The organism is Sphingobium sp. TomTYG72 (assembly GCF_055394715.1).
In genome coordinates this window covers 516098-532118 of the sequence record NZ_AP027337.1, presented here as the reverse complement: position 1 = coordinate 532118, position 16021 = coordinate 516098, and the positions used below count along the sequence as shown (strand labels likewise).

General features: G+C 63.2%; 15 protein-coding genes. 6 read left to right on the top strand and 9 right to left on the bottom strand.

The window, feature by feature from the left end; translation table 11 throughout:
• Nucleotides 1–13: 13 nt before the first annotated feature.
• The 3 genes from ACZ5U1_RS15880 to ACZ5U1_RS15870 are packed head-to-tail and all read left to right on the top strand — an operon-like array spanning nucleotide 14 to nucleotide 2781.
• On the top strand, nucleotides 14–388 hold the full coding sequence (locus ACZ5U1_RS15880; RefSeq protein WP_464780107.1) for a nuclear transport factor 2 family protein: 375 nt from the start codon (nucleotides 14–16) through the stop codon (nucleotides 386–388).
• A gap of 17 nt (nucleotides 389–405) precedes the next feature.
• Nucleotides 406–1608, top strand: a complete 1203-nt coding sequence (locus tag ACZ5U1_RS15875) for an acetyl-CoA C-acyltransferase (RefSeq protein ID WP_464780106.1) — start codon at nucleotides 406–408, stop codon at nucleotides 1606–1608.
• Nucleotides 1609–1611: 3 nt separating this feature from the next.
• Nucleotides 1612–2781, top strand: a complete 1170-nt coding sequence (locus tag ACZ5U1_RS15870; RefSeq protein WP_464780105.1) for an acyl-CoA dehydrogenase family protein — start codon at nucleotides 1612–1614, stop codon at nucleotides 2779–2781.
• A 46-nt stretch (nucleotides 2782–2827) separates the two neighbouring features.
• On the opposite strand, the gene ACZ5U1_RS15865 is transcribed toward ACZ5U1_RS15870, so the two are convergent.
• From ACZ5U1_RS15865 to ACZ5U1_RS15850, 4 genes are all read right to left on the bottom strand, one after another.
• Nucleotides 2828–4069 carry a CaiB/BaiF CoA transferase family protein gene (locus ACZ5U1_RS15865; RefSeq protein ID WP_464780104.1) on the bottom strand — a complete coding sequence of 414 codons (1242 nt, stop codon included), beginning with the start codon at nucleotides 4067–4069 and terminating at the stop codon, nucleotides 2828–2830.
• A 153-nt stretch (nucleotides 4070–4222) separates the two neighbouring features.
• The gene (locus tag ACZ5U1_RS15860; RefSeq protein WP_464780103.1) at nucleotides 4223–5335 is read right to left on the bottom strand and encodes a helix-turn-helix transcriptional regulator; all 1113 of its coding nucleotides are present in this window, start codon (nucleotides 5333–5335) and stop codon (nucleotides 4223–4225) included.
• A 51-nt stretch (nucleotides 5336–5386) separates the two neighbouring features.
• On the bottom strand, nucleotides 5387–6262 hold the full coding sequence (locus ACZ5U1_RS15855; RefSeq protein ID WP_464780102.1) for an HpcH/HpaI aldolase/citrate lyase family protein: 876 nt from the start codon (nucleotides 6260–6262) through the stop codon (nucleotides 5387–5389).
• On the bottom strand, nucleotides 6262–6396 hold the full coding sequence (locus ACZ5U1_RS15850) for a hypothetical protein (protein WP_464780101.1): 135 nt from the start codon (nucleotides 6394–6396) through the stop codon (nucleotides 6262–6264). The genes ACZ5U1_RS15855 and ACZ5U1_RS15850 overlap by 1 nt, the downstream gene beginning before the upstream one ends.
• Before the next feature lie 247 nt (nucleotides 6397–6643).
• Here ACZ5U1_RS15850 and lptB point away from each other — a divergent pair, with 247 nt between their 5' ends.
• Nucleotides 6644–7429 (top strand): LPS export ABC transporter ATP-binding protein, encoded by a 786-nt coding sequence (gene lptB / locus ACZ5U1_RS15845; RefSeq protein ID WP_464780100.1) that lies wholly within the window; start codon nucleotides 6644–6646, stop codon nucleotides 7427–7429.
• 51 nt (nucleotides 7430–7480) lie between these two features.
• On the top strand, nucleotides 7481–8989 hold the full coding sequence (rpoN, locus tag ACZ5U1_RS15840; RefSeq protein ID WP_464780099.1) for an RNA polymerase factor sigma-54: 1509 nt from the start codon (nucleotides 7481–7483) through the stop codon (nucleotides 8987–8989).
• Between the two features lie 182 nt (nucleotides 8990–9171).
• Here rpoN and ACZ5U1_RS15835 read toward each other — a convergent pair whose 3' ends face one another.
• The gene (locus ACZ5U1_RS15835) at nucleotides 9172–9570 is read right to left on the bottom strand and encodes a DUF1489 family protein (protein WP_464780098.1); all 399 of its coding nucleotides are present in this window, start codon (nucleotides 9568–9570) and stop codon (nucleotides 9172–9174) included.
• A gap of 40 nt (nucleotides 9571–9610) precedes the next feature.
• Nucleotides 9611–11044, bottom strand: coding sequence for a magnesium transporter (mgtE, locus tag ACZ5U1_RS15830; protein WP_464780097.1), 1434 nt, complete (start codon nucleotides 11042–11044; stop codon nucleotides 9611–9613).
• A 157-nt stretch (nucleotides 11045–11201) separates the two neighbouring features.
• Here mgtE and ACZ5U1_RS15825 point away from each other — a divergent pair, with 157 nt between their 5' ends.
• Nucleotides 11202–11654, top strand: coding sequence for a peptidylprolyl isomerase (locus ACZ5U1_RS15825; protein WP_464780096.1), 453 nt, complete (start codon nucleotides 11202–11204; stop codon nucleotides 11652–11654).
• Between the two features lie 43 nt (nucleotides 11655–11697).
• Here the strand turns inward: ACZ5U1_RS15825 and ACZ5U1_RS15820 are convergent, their stop codons facing one another.
• The 3 genes from ACZ5U1_RS15820 to ppc all read right to left on the bottom strand — a co-directional run bounded on the left by ACZ5U1_RS15820 (nucleotide 11698) and on the right by ppc (nucleotide 15881).
• A complete protein-coding gene (locus tag ACZ5U1_RS15820; RefSeq protein WP_464780095.1) occupies nucleotides 11698–12354 on the bottom strand; it encodes a hypothetical protein in 657 nt (218 codons plus the stop codon).
• Nucleotides 12354–12932 carry a hypothetical protein gene (locus ACZ5U1_RS15815; protein ID WP_464780094.1) on the bottom strand — a complete coding sequence of 193 codons (579 nt, stop codon included), beginning with the start codon at nucleotides 12930–12932 and terminating at the stop codon, nucleotides 12354–12356. The genes ACZ5U1_RS15820 and ACZ5U1_RS15815 overlap by 1 nt, the downstream gene beginning before the upstream one ends.
• A gap of 252 nt (nucleotides 12933–13184) precedes the next feature.
• Complete coding sequence (gene ppc, locus ACZ5U1_RS15810; protein WP_464780093.1) at nucleotides 13185–15881, bottom strand: phosphoenolpyruvate carboxylase; 2697 nt, start codon at nucleotides 15879–15881, stop codon at nucleotides 13185–13187.
• Between the last annotated feature and the right edge of the window lie 140 nt (nucleotides 15882–16021).

The window sequence follows — 16021 nt, the reverse complement described above, 5'->3', positions numbered from 1 at the left end:
TGGAGCCAAAACCATGCCTGATCCCGTCAAAATGGAAGCCGCCGTCCACGCCTATGTCGCCGCGTTCGAAGCAGGCAGCGCCGACCAGGTGGCCGCCCTCTATGCCGCAGACGCGACGGTCGAGGACCCGATCGGCTCACCCATCCACCATGGCCGCGAGGCGATCCGCGCCTTCTATGCCGAGTCCATGAAGACCGGCGCGAAATTGAAGCTCGAAGGCCCCGTCCGGGTCGCGGGCGATTATGCGGTGTTCCCCTTCTCGGTGAACCTGAACTATGATGGTGGGGCCAAGCGCATCGACGTCATCGACACCTTCCGCTTCAACGACGCCAATGAAGTGACCGAAATGCGCGCCTATTGGGGTCCCACCAACATGCACGGCTTTTAATCCAAGGATCGATACACATGCGTGAAGCAGCCATCATCTCCACCGCGCGCACCGGCGTCGGCAAAGCCTATCGCGGCGCGTTCAACGACACCGAAGCGCCGTTCATGTCCTCCCATGTCGTGGACGCCGCCATCGCCCGCGCCGGGATCGATCCCGCCCGCGTCGATGACGTGTATCTCGGCGTTGCCAACCAGTGGAACACGCAAAGCTACAATGTCGGCCGCCTGACCGTCCACGGATCGGTCCTGCCCGACACCACCGCGGGGTTCTCGATGGACCGCAAATGCTCGTCCGGCCTCAACGCGCTCGCCTTCGCGGCGCGCGGCATCATCGCCAACGAGATCGACTGCGCCGTCTCGGGCGGCGTCGAGAATGTCTCGCTCACCATCGACAAACATTATCCCGCGTTCCGCAACCGCTCCGAGTTCATCAAGGCGCGCGATCCCAACGCCTATATGGTGATGATCGAGACCGCCGAGATCGTCGCTGAACGCTATGGCATTTCGCGCGAGGATCAGGACCGGTTCGCAGCGCAATCGCAGCAGCGCGCCGCCGCCGCCCAGGAAGCAGGCAAGTTCGATGACGAGATCGTGCCGATCACGGTCACCAAGGCCCTGTTCGACAAGGAAGGCAATGAGACCGGCAAGGAAGAGCTGACCCTGACCAAGGACGAGGGCATCCGCGCGGGCACCACTTACGAGAAGCTCGCGGAATTGAAGCCCGTGTTCAAGAACGGCTCGGTCATCAAGGAAGGCAAGCATGTCACCGCCGGCAATGCCAGCCAGCTGTCCGACGGCGCCTCGGCGCAGGTGGTCATGGACCTTGCCACCGCGCAGAAGGAGGGTCTCCCCATCCTCGGCATCTATCGGGGGTTCCAGGTCGCAGGCTGCGGCGCGGACGAGATGGGCATCGGCCCGGTGTTCGCCATCCCCAAGCTGCTCGAGCGCACCGGTCTCAAGATCGACGACATTGGCCTGTGGGAATTGAACGAAGCCTTTGCCAACCAGGCGATCTACTGCCAGCGCACGCTGGGCATCGATCCGGACAAGCTCAACGTCAATGGCGGCGGCATCGCCATAGGCCATCCCTTCGCCATGACCGGCTCGCGCCTCGTTGGCCACGCCCTGATCGAAGGCAAGCGTCGCGGCGTCAAATATGTGGTCGTCTCCATGTGCGTCGCGGGCGGCATGGGCGCGGCCGGTCTGTTCGAGGTCGCCTGATCCATGCAACTCGCCTTCGCCCCTGAACTCAAAGCCTTCCGTGAGGAGGCCGCGAGCTGGCTCAACGAACAGCTCGCAGGCCCGTTCAAGTCCATTCGCGGCCAGACCAACCAGGTCGACAATGTCGAGGAGCGCCGCGCCTGGGAAGCGGCGCTTGGGGCGGCGCGCTGGAGCGTCGTGGGCTGGCCTGAGCAATGGGGCGGGCGCAACGCCTCGATCGCGCAGCAGATCATCTTCGCCGAGGAATATGCCCGCGCTAAGGGTCCGCCGCGCGCCGGGCATCTCGGGGTCGAACTGCTCGGCCCCACCCTGCTCGCCATGGGCAATGAGGAGCAGAAGGCCCGGTTCCTCCCCGACATCGCCCATGGCCGCGCCATCTGGTGCCAGGGCTATTCCGAACCCGGCGCGGGCTCCGACCTCGCCAATGTCAAGACCAAGGCCCGCCTCGAAGGCGACCGCTACATCATCGATGGCCAGAAGATCTGGACCTCGATGGGCACCATCGCCGACTGGTGCTTCGTCGTTGCCCGCACCACGCCCGGCAGCGTCGGCAACAAGGGCCTCTCGTTCCTCATGGTCCCGATGGACCAGCCCGGGGTCGATGCCCGCCCGATCCGCCAGATGACCGGCGAGGCCGAGTTTGCCGAGGTGTTCTTCGATGGCGCGCAGGCGCTCGCGATCGACCGCATCGGCGAAGAAGGCGAAGGCTGGAAGGTCGCCATGGCCCTGCTTGGCTTTGAACGCGGCGTCTCCACCCTCGCCCAGCAGATGCAGTTCAAGAACGAACTCGACGAGATCATCGCCATCGCCAAAGCCAACGGCAAGGCCAGCGACCCGCTCATCCGCCAGAAGATCGCCACCGCCCATGCGGGCCTCAAGATCATGCGCTATAACGGCCTGCGCATGCTCTCCGATGGCGAAGGCGCAGACCTCTCCGGCGCCGCTTACACCTACAAACTCTACTGGTCCCGCTGGCACGTCGCCCTCGGCGACCTCGCCATGGAGGTCATGGGCCAAACCGGCGAAATCGGCGTCAACGACGAACGCATGGGTCCCCTCACAACCATGCACCTCATGTCTCGATCCGATACCATCTACGCCGGAACAGACCAAATCCAGCGCAACATCATCGCTGAACGCGGATTAGCTATGCCTCGGGAACCGAGGGGGTGAGGAATAAGCTCCGGCGGCCACATGTAGAGCCGCCGGAGCCACCCGATCAGATGATCTTCGATTCTTGCAGTTCGGCGATGCGCGCTTCGTCATAGCCAAGCTCACCCAGAACCTCGGCGCTATGTTCGCCCAGAAGCGGCGGCGCGCGGCGGATCGTCGCCGGCGACTCCGACATATTAGCCAGCGGACTTCCGATCAGATCGACCGTACCGGCCTCCGCCCAGGGATGCGGCGTCGTCACCCGAAGGCCGCGATGCTGGATCTGCGGATCTTCCCAAACCTCAGGCAGCTCATTGTAACGCGCGGCGGGAATGCTCACCTCATCGAACTTCGCCTGAAGCTCTTCCGAAGTGAACCCACGGCTCCATTCATTGATGATGTCCATCAACTCCAGCCGGTTCAACTTGCCGCGCTTGAAATTCTCATCGAAGCGGGGGTCCTGATATAGCTCAGGCTGGCCCATCAGCACCGTCAAGCGCCGCCAATGCTCGTCACCGCCAGCGGTGAGATACAGCATGCCATCCTTGGTATGGATGAGATCGGCAGGGCCACCGCCATTGCCGCCATTGCCCAGGCGCGGCGGGACCACGCCACTCAGCAAATAATCCTGCATGATATGGCTGACCATCGCCACCGAACTATCCAGAAGGGCGATATCGATATGCTGCCCTTCACCAGTCTGGTTACGATGCTGGAGTGCCGCCAATATGGAAATGGCGACATTATGGCCGGTGATGAAATCAACGAGGCTCGGTCCCGCCTTGAGCGGCCCGGCTCCCGGCTGCCCATCCGGAATGCCGGTGACGGCCATCATCCCGCCCGTCGCCTGAAACAAACCATCATAGCCCGGCCGCGCAGCCATTGGCCCCGTCTGGCCAAAGCCTGTAACCGAACAATAGATAAGGCGCGGGTTGATCGTCTTCAGGCTCTCATAATCCAGCCCGAACCGCTTGAGATCACCAACCTTGTAATTTTCAATCAGGATGTCGGCCGTTTCCACCAGCTTACGCAGGATTTCCTGCCCCTCGGGCTTGCTATGGTTCAGCGTGATCGACCGCTTGTTACGGTTAGCCGCCGTGAAAAACCCCGCCTGACGGACATTCATCCCGTCCTTGCCCTTAACCTCGGCAAGACCATATACACGGCCGTCGTCTCCAACGCCCGGACGTTCCACCTTGATCACGTCAGCGCCGAGGTCGCCCAATATCTGCGCGCCCACGGGTCCGGCCAGCACGCGAGTCATGTCGATGACGCGGATGCCTTCGAGGGCTGCCTTCTTATTGCTCATAGTCGCCTGCCCCTCCAAATTGATATGCGTAGCATTGGGCGGCCCTTTATCCACTTTTCCGTCAAAGCGCCAGACGACAGGCCGCGAAACTTGCAGCCGAACGGCGAAAAATCTGCTGTTTCAAAACAGCGGAAATGGCTGGATCGCCCGCCATCACGCAAAGGGCGCCAGGCCGGTGAGGATCAGCCGCACCAGATCCGCCTGCCCCTTCGCCCCCGTCTTTTCATATATCCGCTTGGAATAGTTACGCGCCGTTTCCGTGGTCAGATTAAGCTGCTCACCCGCTCCAACGATGCTCTCGCCCAAACTCAGCGCGTGAGCGAGTGCCGCCTCGCTGCCCGACAAACCATGCAGCGCCGCCAAAGTCCCCGCCGCCGCCTGCGCAGGTTCGCGACGGGCGGTACGCGCTATGCCGATCACAGCGGGCAAGGCGCACGGTTCGCTCAGCGCTAGGTCCGACTTGCGCAGCAGCAGGTCGATATCCCTGCTATCGTCGATCCGGATTACCCGCGTCGCGCCCGGCGGCGCCGACGCCATTTCCGCGCAGGCCCGGTTGAGCGCATGGGTAGCGTCGGGCAACAACTGCAACCGCCGCTCCGGACTTGGCCCCGGCTTGATCGTAAAGGCCAGAATCGCCTCGGCCGCAGGATCAGCGGCCATCACCCGACCGCCCCAATCGAACGCCAGTTGCGCAACGCCTAGCCGAGAAAGCGCGCCCTGCGCCATGGCAACCTGCAAGCGCGCCTCGATCAATGCCACCAGCGTCCGCAGCGCCGCGGCGAAATGCGGGGCAATGCTCGACAGCACGGCAACGGCAGACGCAGAAAAATCCTCCCGCTCTCTCACCAGCAGGAAATGTGCATCGGCCACCCCGCCCGCCGCCACGCGCAGCCATCGGCCATAGCGAATGTTCATTTCATTCAACGCCTCGCGCTGCCGCGCCAGTTCATCCGCGTCATCATAATTCAGCATCTCGTCCAGCGCATAGACGCGCCCCGGACGCAGCGATCCATAAGGATGCAGGCGCAAGGCTTCCAGACGCCGGAAATCCAGAGGCGGCTCCTGCGACGCACGCGGGGCGGCGATGTGGATGACGGTCGGTTCCTGCTCAGGCATGGCATTGGCCAGTGAGACGATCAGGAAAGCCCGCCGCGCATAGGTGCGGCCCACCAGATTGCGGATGAAGGCGCCAAAAGGCGGGCTTTCATGAATCCCATCCACCAGCGGCAGGAACAGCTCATTCTGATCAGCCCAGAGAGAACCCATGCCCACCCTCTCCCATATGGGAGATAGTCAGTCAAGCCGAGCGGGCCGGACTTAACAGCGGGCCAGCAGCGCCTGCGCTTTTTTTAGATGAGGCCGGTCGATCATCTTGCCATCCAGCGTCAGGACCCCGGCGCCGGGATTGGCCGCAAAGGCATCGACTACCGCCTGTGCCCGCGCAATCTCCTCTTCCGATGGCGTAAAGGCGGCATTGATCACGGGAACCTGATCAGGATGCACCGCCATCATGCCCAGAAAACCGTCACGGGCGCCTCGCTGCGCATAGGCCGCGAGACCGTCCAAATCCCGAATCGCCGGATAAACCGTCTCGATCGGCGCCACGTCAGCCGCGCAGGCGGCAAATAGCGTGAGCGCACGGGCTATCTCATAGGGTGGAGTATAGCTGCCATCGGCATGCCGTGCGGAAAGGGCGCCAATCGCGGCGGGCAAATCCTCCGCCCCCCAGGTAAGGCCCGCCAGCCGATCCGGCACATCGCCATATTCACCCAATCGGAAGATCGCCTTGGGCGTTTCCGTAGCGATAGGCAGGATCAGCGCCCGATCATCGCCCCGTTGGCGCAATCGCTGGTCCAGATCCCTGATCGACGCGGCGCCCTCTGCCTTGGGCAACATGATCCCGGCCGGACGGCCAGCGATCACCGCGTCGAGGTCGGCATCGATCAGTCCGCTATCAATCGGATTCACCCGGACGAAAAGCATGACTTCGCTGTCCGCAGCCTCCTTCAGGAACGCCGCCACCTCTTCCCGCGCCCCGGCCTTGGCACTGATAGCGACAGAATCCTCAAGATCCAGGATCAGCGCGTCCGCGCCGCTTCCCAACGCCTTGCGCATCCGCTCGGGCCGATCGCCCGGTACGAACAGCAATGATCGCAAGCGCCCCGACCGGGGGGTTCCAGTTTCATCACCCATCAGGCGGCTACCTCCTGTTTGACTGCGGCATAAAGCGTCGTGCGCTGTCCGGCAAAACGCCCCGCCGCCGCGACTGTGCGGTGGAAAAATTGCCCGTGCGCGCCACCTACGGCCCGCGTGATCGACTCGTCCATCAACACCCCGCCCAAATCATTGCTCCCGCACCAAGCATGCCTTCTTCACCCAGCTTGACCCAACTTGCCGCGACCAGCGGCAGCCCTGACCCCTGCAGTCCACCAAATCAAGCTTTTGACGCCCTGGATGCCAAGATCACCGATTTTCCCCTTGCCCCGACGACAATCCCATGCACAAAGCTTGCCAATTGCCTCGGCCGCGCGAGTATTTTACTTGGCGCTAACCATGTCGCAGCAAGGGTGAGTAATGGACAACGTCGTAATTCAGGATAGACAAAGCGCCAGCATGCGCATGTCCGCTCAGGAAGTGAGCGACGGGCTATCCGTCGTCTCCATCGCGAAAAGCTATGACAAGCGTGCCGTCCTGACCGATGTTTCGCTGACGGTTGGGAAGGGTGAGGTGGTCGGCCTGCTCGGCCCGAACGGCGCGGGCAAAACGACCTGCTTCTATTCCGTCATGGGTCTGGTGCGCCCGGATCATGGCCGCATCATCCTTGACGGTGAGGACATCACCGGCCTGCCCATGTATCGCCGCGCTATCCTGGGCCTTGGCTATCTACCGCAGGAAACGTCCATCTTCCGCGGCCTCACCGTCGCCCAGAATATCAGCGCCGTGCTGGAACTGGCGGAGCCCGACAAGTCCGCCCGCGACGCCCGCCTTGCGCAATTGCTCGATGAATTTGGCCTCACCCGGCTCGCCAACTCGTCCGCCATGGCCCTGTCGGGCGGTGAACGCCGCCGCTGCGAAATCGCGCGCGCGCTTGCCGCCAATCCGTCCATCGTCCTGCTCGATGAGCCTTTCGCGGGCATCGATCCCCTATCCATCGCCGACATTCGCGACCTGGTGAAGCAGCTCAAGACGCGGGGCATCGGCGTCCTCATCACCGACCATAATGTCCGCGAGACGCTGGAAATCGTCGATCGCGCCTGCATCATCTATGGCGGGCAAGTGCTCTTCACAGGCAGCCCGACCGAACTCGTCGCCAATGCCGAAGTCCGCCGCCTCTATCTGGGCGAGAATTTCTCGCTCTGAGATGACTGGCCCTCGCCCTTCCCTTCAGCATGACGGCAAGGGCTCCGGCTGATGGCGCTCGGGCCTCGTCTCGACCTGCGGCAAAGCCAGTCGCTGGTAATGACGCCGCAGCTTCAGCAGGCGATCAAACTGCTGGCCCTGTCCAATCTTGAAATCGACGCCTTCGTCGCAGCCGAGCTGGAAAAGAATCCGTTACTCGAGACGGGCGGCCCCATCGACAACGCGCCCGCAGCCGATGGCATCGATGCGCAGATCGACCTTCCTGCCCTCGCGCCCGAAACCGGCGCGATCGACGCTCTGATCGGCCAGGGTCGCGCCGAGTCCGACGCACCGCTCGACGTCGATTATGGCGCGGAAACCTTCATCGACGATGGCCCGTCCGACCGCGCCGTCAGCGCCGTGGGTTCCAGCGGCACCGACATGCTTCAGGGCGGCGGCGAAGCCATCGACTTCGACAGCTTCGCCAACCCCGAACAGGGCCTGCAGGAACATCTGATGGATCAGGCGCGCAGCGCGCTCGATGGCATGGACCTGCTCATCGCCACGCAGTTGATCGGCCAGATTGGCGAGGCGGGCTATCTGGAAGCCAACCTCCTCGAAACCGCCCACGCTCTCGGCGTCCCGCTCGCGCAGGCGGAAGAGGTGCTGGACGTCATCCACAGCTTCGATCCCACCGGCGTCGGCGCCCGCTCACTCGCCGAATGCCTGACGCTTCAGGCTAAGGAGGCGGATCGCTACGACCCCTGCATGGCAAAGCTGCTCGACAATCTCGACCTGCTGGCCCGTGGCGCCCTGCCCCAACTGCGCCGCATCTGCGGCGTGGATGAGGAGGATATGGCCGACATGATCCGCGAACTGCGCGGCTATGATCCAAAGCCTGGCCTGCGCTATTCCACCGATCGCGCCGCGCCTGTGACCCCCGACATCTTCGTCAATCCGGCGCGCGATGGCTGGTCGATCGAAATCAATAGCGCAACCCTCCCCCGCCTGCTCATCAACCGCAGCTATTATGTGGAACTCGCATCCGGCCCGCAGAACCGCGCGTCAAAGGCGTGGCTCGCCGACTGCCTCGCCAGCGCCAACTGGCTGGTGAAGGCGCTCGACCAGCGGCAAAAGACGATCATCAAGGTCGCGACCGAAATCGTCCGCTGCCAGGAAGATTTCTTCCGCAAAGGCGTCGCGCATTTAAAGCCCCTGACGCTCAAAATGGTGGCCGAAGCCATCGGCATGCACGAATCCACCGTCAGCCGCGTGACGTCGAACAAATATCTATCCTGCCCGCGCGGCGTCTATGAGCTCAAATATTTCTTCACCAGCGGCGTCGCGGCGGCCAGCGGCGACGGCGCCGTGTCCGCCGAAGCGGTAAAAAGCCACATCAAGGCCCTGATCGCCACCGAAGCGCCCGACGCGATCCTGTCCGACGACACGCTAGTCGATCTGCTCCGCGCCAAAGGCATGGACCTCGCGCGTCGTACGGTTGCGAAATATCGAGAGTCCTTGGGAATAGGCTCCTCGGTGCAAAGGCGCCGCCAAAAAGCGCTTCAAGGCAAAGCTGCCTAACCCACCACGCCCATTCAGTTGAACCTGTCGCAGGGCCGGACCGCCAGCAAACAAACCCCACCTCCGTTCGGGCTGAGCCTGTCGAAGCCCTTCACTTCGGTTTAAATGCTGGATTCAAGAAGTAGAGCCCTTCGACAGGCTCAGGGCGAACGGAGGTCAATTTACGAAATCAACCAACCCCCTCAAACCAACCCCAACCGCGCCAACTCCCCCAGCATCGCGGGCGGCATAGCGTCCAGATCATCCTCCTCGCCCGACCCCAGATCAGGCGGCGCGTCCTTCTCTTCCAGATAGCGCCACCCCTGATGCGCCCGCTTCGGCGCACCGCGCACCGCGATCAGTCGCGGCTCCAGCCTGATCCAGAACCGCCCCTGCCCCGTTTCCTGAAACCCGATCAGCGGACTGCGCCCCACCAGCCGGTGCTGATGTATCCAGTAAAGCGACCCGCCCTCCATCTCCGCCACCCGCTTCGGCAAATAACGCGTGGTCAACCGCGCCTCTTCGCCATGACTTTCCAGCCAGGCACGCAGCGTCGCAGGGCTTTCACTGCCAAAGGCAATCTTGGTGAGATGAAGCGGCATCAGCAGAAGATGGGCGCTGAACGCGAACGGTCAAGCCCCGTCACAAACCCCAGATCGTCGCCAGCCCCAGAAAGGAAAAGAAGCCCATCACATCGGTCATTGTCGTCACGAACACTGCCGAAGACACCGCCGGATCGATATCGAACCGGTCGAGCGTCACCGGCACCAATATCCCTGCAAGTCCCGCGACCAGATTGTTAATCAGCATCGCCATGGCAATGACAAGGCCAAGATCGGGATTGCCGTAGATCAGCCCGACTGCGACACCGATCAATATCCCCAGCGCCATTCCGTTGGCGCTCGCAATGCGGAATTCGCGCGCGATCTGCCGGATCGTGTTGGAACTGGTCAGCTGATTGGTCGCCAGCGCCCGCACCGCCACCGCCATGGTCTGCGTCCCCGCATTCCCACCCATACCGGACACGATCGGCATCAACACCGCCAGCACGACATATTTGGAAATCGTCTCCTGAAACAGCCCGACGACCGATGCCGCCAATATCGCGGTCCCCAGATTCACAACCAACCAGGACAGGCGCGTGCGCACCGTCTCCAGGATCGGCTGGTTGATGTCGCCCTCGCCCGCACCCGACAGGCGCAGGATATCCTCGCCCGCTTCCTCGGAAATGATGTGAACGATGTCATCGACCGTGATCATGCCGACCAGCCGCCCGCTCGCGTCCACCACGGCGGCGGAGATCAGCGCATATTTCTGGAAGCGCAGCGCCACTTCTTCCTGATCCATATCGACCGGGATCAGCGTCTGTTCGCGCTTCATGACGTCCGCCATCGCGATCGCGCGCGGACAGGTCAGTATCCAGCTCAGCTGACAGGTGCCGATCGGCTTGTGCGCCTCGTCCACCACGAAGATTTCCCAGAAATCCGTCGTCAGGTCACGATTGTCGCGCAGATAGTCGATCACCTGGCCGACCGTCATATGTTCGGGCACCGCGACCAGATCGCGCTGCATCAAACGACCGGCGGACTCCTCCGGATAGGCCAGCGCGCTTTCGATCGCCGCGCGATCTTCCGGCTCCATCGCATCGAGGACGGCCTGCTGATCGGCCTCCTCCATATCCTCGATGATCGCGACGGCATCGTCGGTGTCGAGTTCAGCGGCAAAGTCCGCGACCTGCTGCGGCTCCAGCGCGTCGAGCAAGTCGTCGCGCACATAGTCGTTCAGCTCGGACAGCACTTCCGCGCCGACCAGATCGCCCAGCGCCGCCGCCACCTCGCCACGCCGGTCTGACGGGGTAAGCTCCAGAAGGTCGGCAATATCCGCCGGGTGCAGCGGCGACACCAGCTCGCGCGCCCGGTCGCGGTCGTCATCCTCCACCGCGTCCAGCACGGCGGAAACAAAGTCCGGCCTCAGCCGGTCGTCCTCATCATGACGGGATTCCGCCTGTTCGACGGCCTTTTCGTCAACAGGCAGTTCGTCCGGCCGGGGTTCGGCCATATCGGCTCGCTCGCTCATCGCGTCCCCTACTGTCCGGTTCCTGTAACATTTGGCTGCTTTTGCTCATGAACGGGATAAATGCAATGCCTCAAAGATTGATTGAGGCGCTTCCATCCCGGTCCTAACGCTCTATATGGACCAACATTTCCCCACTCCCCCGAAAGAGGAGATTTTCATGGCCGACGAAACGCTTACCCTCACCCTCGACAGCGGCGGCGACGTCGTCATCAAGCTGCGTCCCGATCTGGCGCCCGGCCATGTCGAACGCATCACCCAGTTGGCGAAGGAAGGCTTTTACGACGGCGTCGTGTTCCACCGCGTCATCGCGGGCTTCATGGCGCAGGGCGGCGATCCGACCGGCACCGGCATGGGCGGGTCGAAGCTGCCCGACATCAAGGCTGAATTCAGCCGCGAACCGCACGTCCGCGGGGTCTGCTCCATGGCCCGCTCGTCCAACCCGAACAGCGCGAACAGCCAGTTCTTCATCTGCTTCGACGACGCCACCTTCCTCGACGGCCAGTACACCGTCTGGGGCGAAGTCACTTCCGGCATGGAACATGTCGATGCCCTGCCGAAGGGCGAACCGCCCCGCACGCCGGGCAAGATCCTGAAGGCGACCGTTTCCTGATCAGGCGCGAGGGCGAGCGGAGTAATGTCCGCTCGCCCCGATATCATCGCGCCGCTGAGGCGTTGTTCCCGACCTCAGTCTCGCCCTCAACCGGCGCGACATAAGGCCCGATCGTCTCGATATGCCACCGCCGGTCGGCTTCGCTGGCCCCCGGCACGTCATTGACCCGGCGCAGCGTCACCTGACGCAGCATATACCAGGGCTTCCCATTGGCCGCGAGCCGCCCGTAAACCTGCACCGGCACCGTCACGTAAAGCGACCCCGCCGCGCCCTCCATTTCACTGGGCGCCCCGACATGCGCATGGATTTCGCTGAAATTCCGGAACCGCCGGGCAAAGGCCTCGTCATCCTCCGCACCAACCGCGCCTGTCTGGTTCCAAAGGTCCTGCGCATCGTCGAAGCGGCGTTCCTCCAGCAAGCCATAATAGCCCTGCACGACCTGCGCAGCGCCCTGCGGCCCCTTGGGGTCGATCGACCCTTCCTCGATCGGTGCGGCATCCGGCGGCAATCCACCCGGCGTGCCCGGTTCAGGCGGCCTCAACGGCTCCAGCACCTCCTGCGCCTCGGCGCGGAAGCTGTTTTCCACCTGCGTCGCATTGGCGCCGTTGGCGAGATTGTCGATCGCGCTTTCCTCCCGCCCGTCACAGGCGGCGAGCGAGAGGCATGCGATTAGCGTTACAGCGCCCCACCCAGCCCGCATCAGCGACGCAGCGTCCCGCGCCAGTGGTTCCCATCAGAACTGCCATTGCCGGAGCTTGAACCTGAGCTGGAACCCGATCCAGACCCGGATCGTCCACCACCCCAACTTCCACGCGGGCTACCCGCGCGCGGCTGGCTCTGAGTTGCCGGAGGAGCGGCCGTGGCATCATTCCTGTCCCGCCCGCGCCAGCGCCCATCTCTCACGGGGCGCCCGTCGCGATAGAGCCGACCATCTTGTGGCCGCGCCAAACTGCCGCGCCAATGATCGCCTCGTTCATTGCGACGGCCTTCCCAATAGCGGCGCTGATCATCGTTCCAGCGATGGCGTCGGCCACCACGATCAAACACATAATAGCCGCTGCCGGGATAATAATAATCCCCGTACCATCCATAGCCGGGGCCGTAATAGCCCGAACCATAATAGCCGGGGCCATAATAATCGTCGTAATAGCCACCGCCATAATAGCCTGATCCCACGCTCACGCCGCCATAATAGCCGTCATCATAGGCGCAGCCGCCCAGTGCCACCGCACTGGCAAGGCTAATCGCAGCCAGAAACTTCTGTCCGGACCACGTCATTGCCTTTCTCCTTTTCTCCAATACAGACAGGATAACGTCTGCAGGTTGAATTGGTTGTGAATGAAAGCCGAACTCTGTTCGTCGCGTGTCGGCATTCATGTTCATCCGACCTTCATCTTATTGGATAGATTAGGATTTCTGACAGCGGGCACGCGTCCAAGCGCCCGTTCTTATCGGCTCGCGCCTCCCTTTAGGGGGAGGTCAGGGGTTCGGGACGGCATTGGACTGCTAGCCGTCCCGGATTCCCTTACGTCACCCGCTGTTGCGCAGCGCCGTCGCGATTGCGTTGATCGACAGTTCGATCCCTTCCTTGATGCGCGGATCATCCTCCCCGCCGCGATGGCGCTTCATCAACTCCACCTGCAACAGGTTAAGCGGCTCGATATAGGGCAGCCGCAACCGGATCGATTCATCCAGCTTCGGATTCTTCTCCAGCAACCGCGATTGCCCGCTCGCCGCCAGCAGCCCGTCATGGGTCAGCTGCCACCCCTCCCGGATACGCTCGAAAATCGCCCCACCCGCCGCCTGATCCTCGACCAGCGGCAGATAATGCGCGGCGATGCCCAAATCCGACTTCGCCAGCACCATCTCCAGATTGGCGAGCGCCGATTGCAGGAAAGACCAGCTCTGCGCCATGTCGGCCAGCAACGCCTTGTCCTTGAAAGCCTGAAACGCCTGCCCCATCCCATACCAACCGGGCAGCATGACGCGCGCCTGCGCCCAGCTGAACACCCAGGGGATGGCGCGCAAATCCTCAATCCGTGTGCTCTTCGTTCGGCTCGCGGGCCGCGACCCGATCTTCAGGCCCGAAATCTCCTGGATCGGCGTCAGTTGCCGGAAAAACTCCTTGAACCCCTCCGTGCCATAGACAAGCTCGCGATAGGCCGCGAAAGCCGTCTTCGATAGCTCATCCATCGCCCCTGCAAAGCGCGCCGCATCACGGTCGGAAATCCCCTCCGGCTCCAGACTGGCGAGCAAAGTCGCGCTCGTCATGGCTTCCAGATTGGTCATCGCGACATCGCGCGTACCGAACTTCGCCGCGATCACCTCGCCCTGTTCGGTGATCCGGATGCGCCCCTGCACCGTACCGCGCGGCTGCGCCTGTATCGCCGCGAAGGATGAACCGCCGCCACGCCCGACAGCGCCGCCCCGGCCATGGAACAACTGCATCCCCGTCCCCGCATCCTCGAACACCGGGGCAAGCGCCTTGCTCGCCTGATACAGGCCCCACGTCGAGGTGATATAGCCGCCATCCTTGTTGGAGTCGGAATAGCCGATCATCACTTCCTGATGACCCCGCTCGCGCACCACGCCCGCAATCTCCGGCAGACCGAAATACGCCGCCATGATGTCCGGAGCCGCCTCAAGGTCGGCGATCGTCTCGAACAACGGCACCGCCATGATCGCCGCCTGCGCCGGGCCGCCATCCCTGCCCACGCGCCACAACCCCGCTTCCTTCAGCAGCAGGTTGACCTCCAACAGGTCCGAAACGCTCTCCGCCTTGGAAATGATGTAGTGGCTGATGCAGGCAGGCCCGTACGTCCTGTGCGCATCCGCCGCCGCCTGCACGATCGCCAATTCGGACGCCGTCTCCTCCGAATATTCCGAAAAGCGCGACCCCAGCGGCCGATTGCTCGCCAACTCCCCGCGCAGCAGCGCAACCCGCGCCTCCTCATCCAGCGCGGCATAATCCTCCGCCACGCCCGCGACCTTGAGCAACTCGGCAACGACGCGTTGATGCACATCGCTATTCTGCCGCATGTCCAGCGTCGCAAGGTGAAAACCAAACGTCTCCACCGCCCGGATCAACCGCCCCAGCGCGCCGCCGGTCGCCAGCGCACCATCGCCCTCACTCGCCAGCCCCTGCGCCACCGTAACCAGATCGCGCCGCAAATCACCGGGCAGCGCATAGGCCTCGCCCGTCAACCGCGAAGGACGCGGTGGCTCCTTCCCCACCAACGTCCGATAGGTCGCCGCCAGCCGCGCATAAATGCCCGACAGCGCCCGGCGATAAGGCTCATCCCCCCGGCTCGGCGAGCTGTCCCCGCTCGCTTCCGCCAGATCCAGCACCGCCTGCGGCACCTGCGCGAGTTCCGTCGAGAGCGACAACTCAGCCCCCAGTGCGTGCACGGCATCCAGATAATAGGCCAGCGCCGCCTCACACCCGCGCCCCAGCGCCGACCGCAACTGCGGCGCCTGCACGAACGGATTGCCGTCCCGGTCCCCGCCAATCCAGTTTCCTACCCGCAGGAAGCTGGGCGGCCGCCCCCCCAGCACCCGCTCCCACCGCGCATACAGCGCAGGCAGCACCGGCAGGAACACGTCCCGGAAATAGGTCAGGACATTGTCGATCTCGTCCTGCACGAACAGCTTCTGCCGCCGCAGTGGTCGCGTCTGCCACAGCAGAGCGATCTGCCGCGCGATCGCCTCGTCCAGATTCTCGCCATCCCCCGTCTCGCTGTGCCCCGCATCCTTCAGCAGCATCAGGTCGGCGATACGATTCTTGTGATCGATCATGCTCTTGCGCCGCACCTCGGTCGGGTGGGCGGTCAGCACCGGCACGATCAGCGCATGGTCGAGCAGCGCCATCACGGCATCGCGACCGATCCCATGCGATTCCAGCCGCTCGATGGCCGAAGAAACATCAGCATCGGGATCGGCCGCCACTCCCTGCCGGTCCTCGGCCAGATTGGCGAGCATCGAAAACAGCATGAACCCGCGCACGAAGGACAATGTGTCGTCCAGGCTCAGCGCCTCCAGCCCGGTATCCACCACATCGGCGCCATGAATACCCCGCGCCCGGTCCACAGAGGCCGACCGGATATATTCCGTCTGCCGATAGAGCCTCTCGCCGCCATAAGCCCGGATCACATCGCCAAGCAGTCGGCCGAGATAACGAATGTCCGGATTTTGCGTGACCGGAGGAACAGGGGATGAAAGAGTCGCCATGATATCGATGCTGCGCCGCAACAAGTCGGCGGTCAACCCTCTCCGCCGTTCGCCTTTAGCCTGTCGAAGGACGCGCGGGCTTCACTAACCTTACCTCTCCTTCCGCACATCCATCTCTCCCCGTTCGGGCTGAGCTTGTC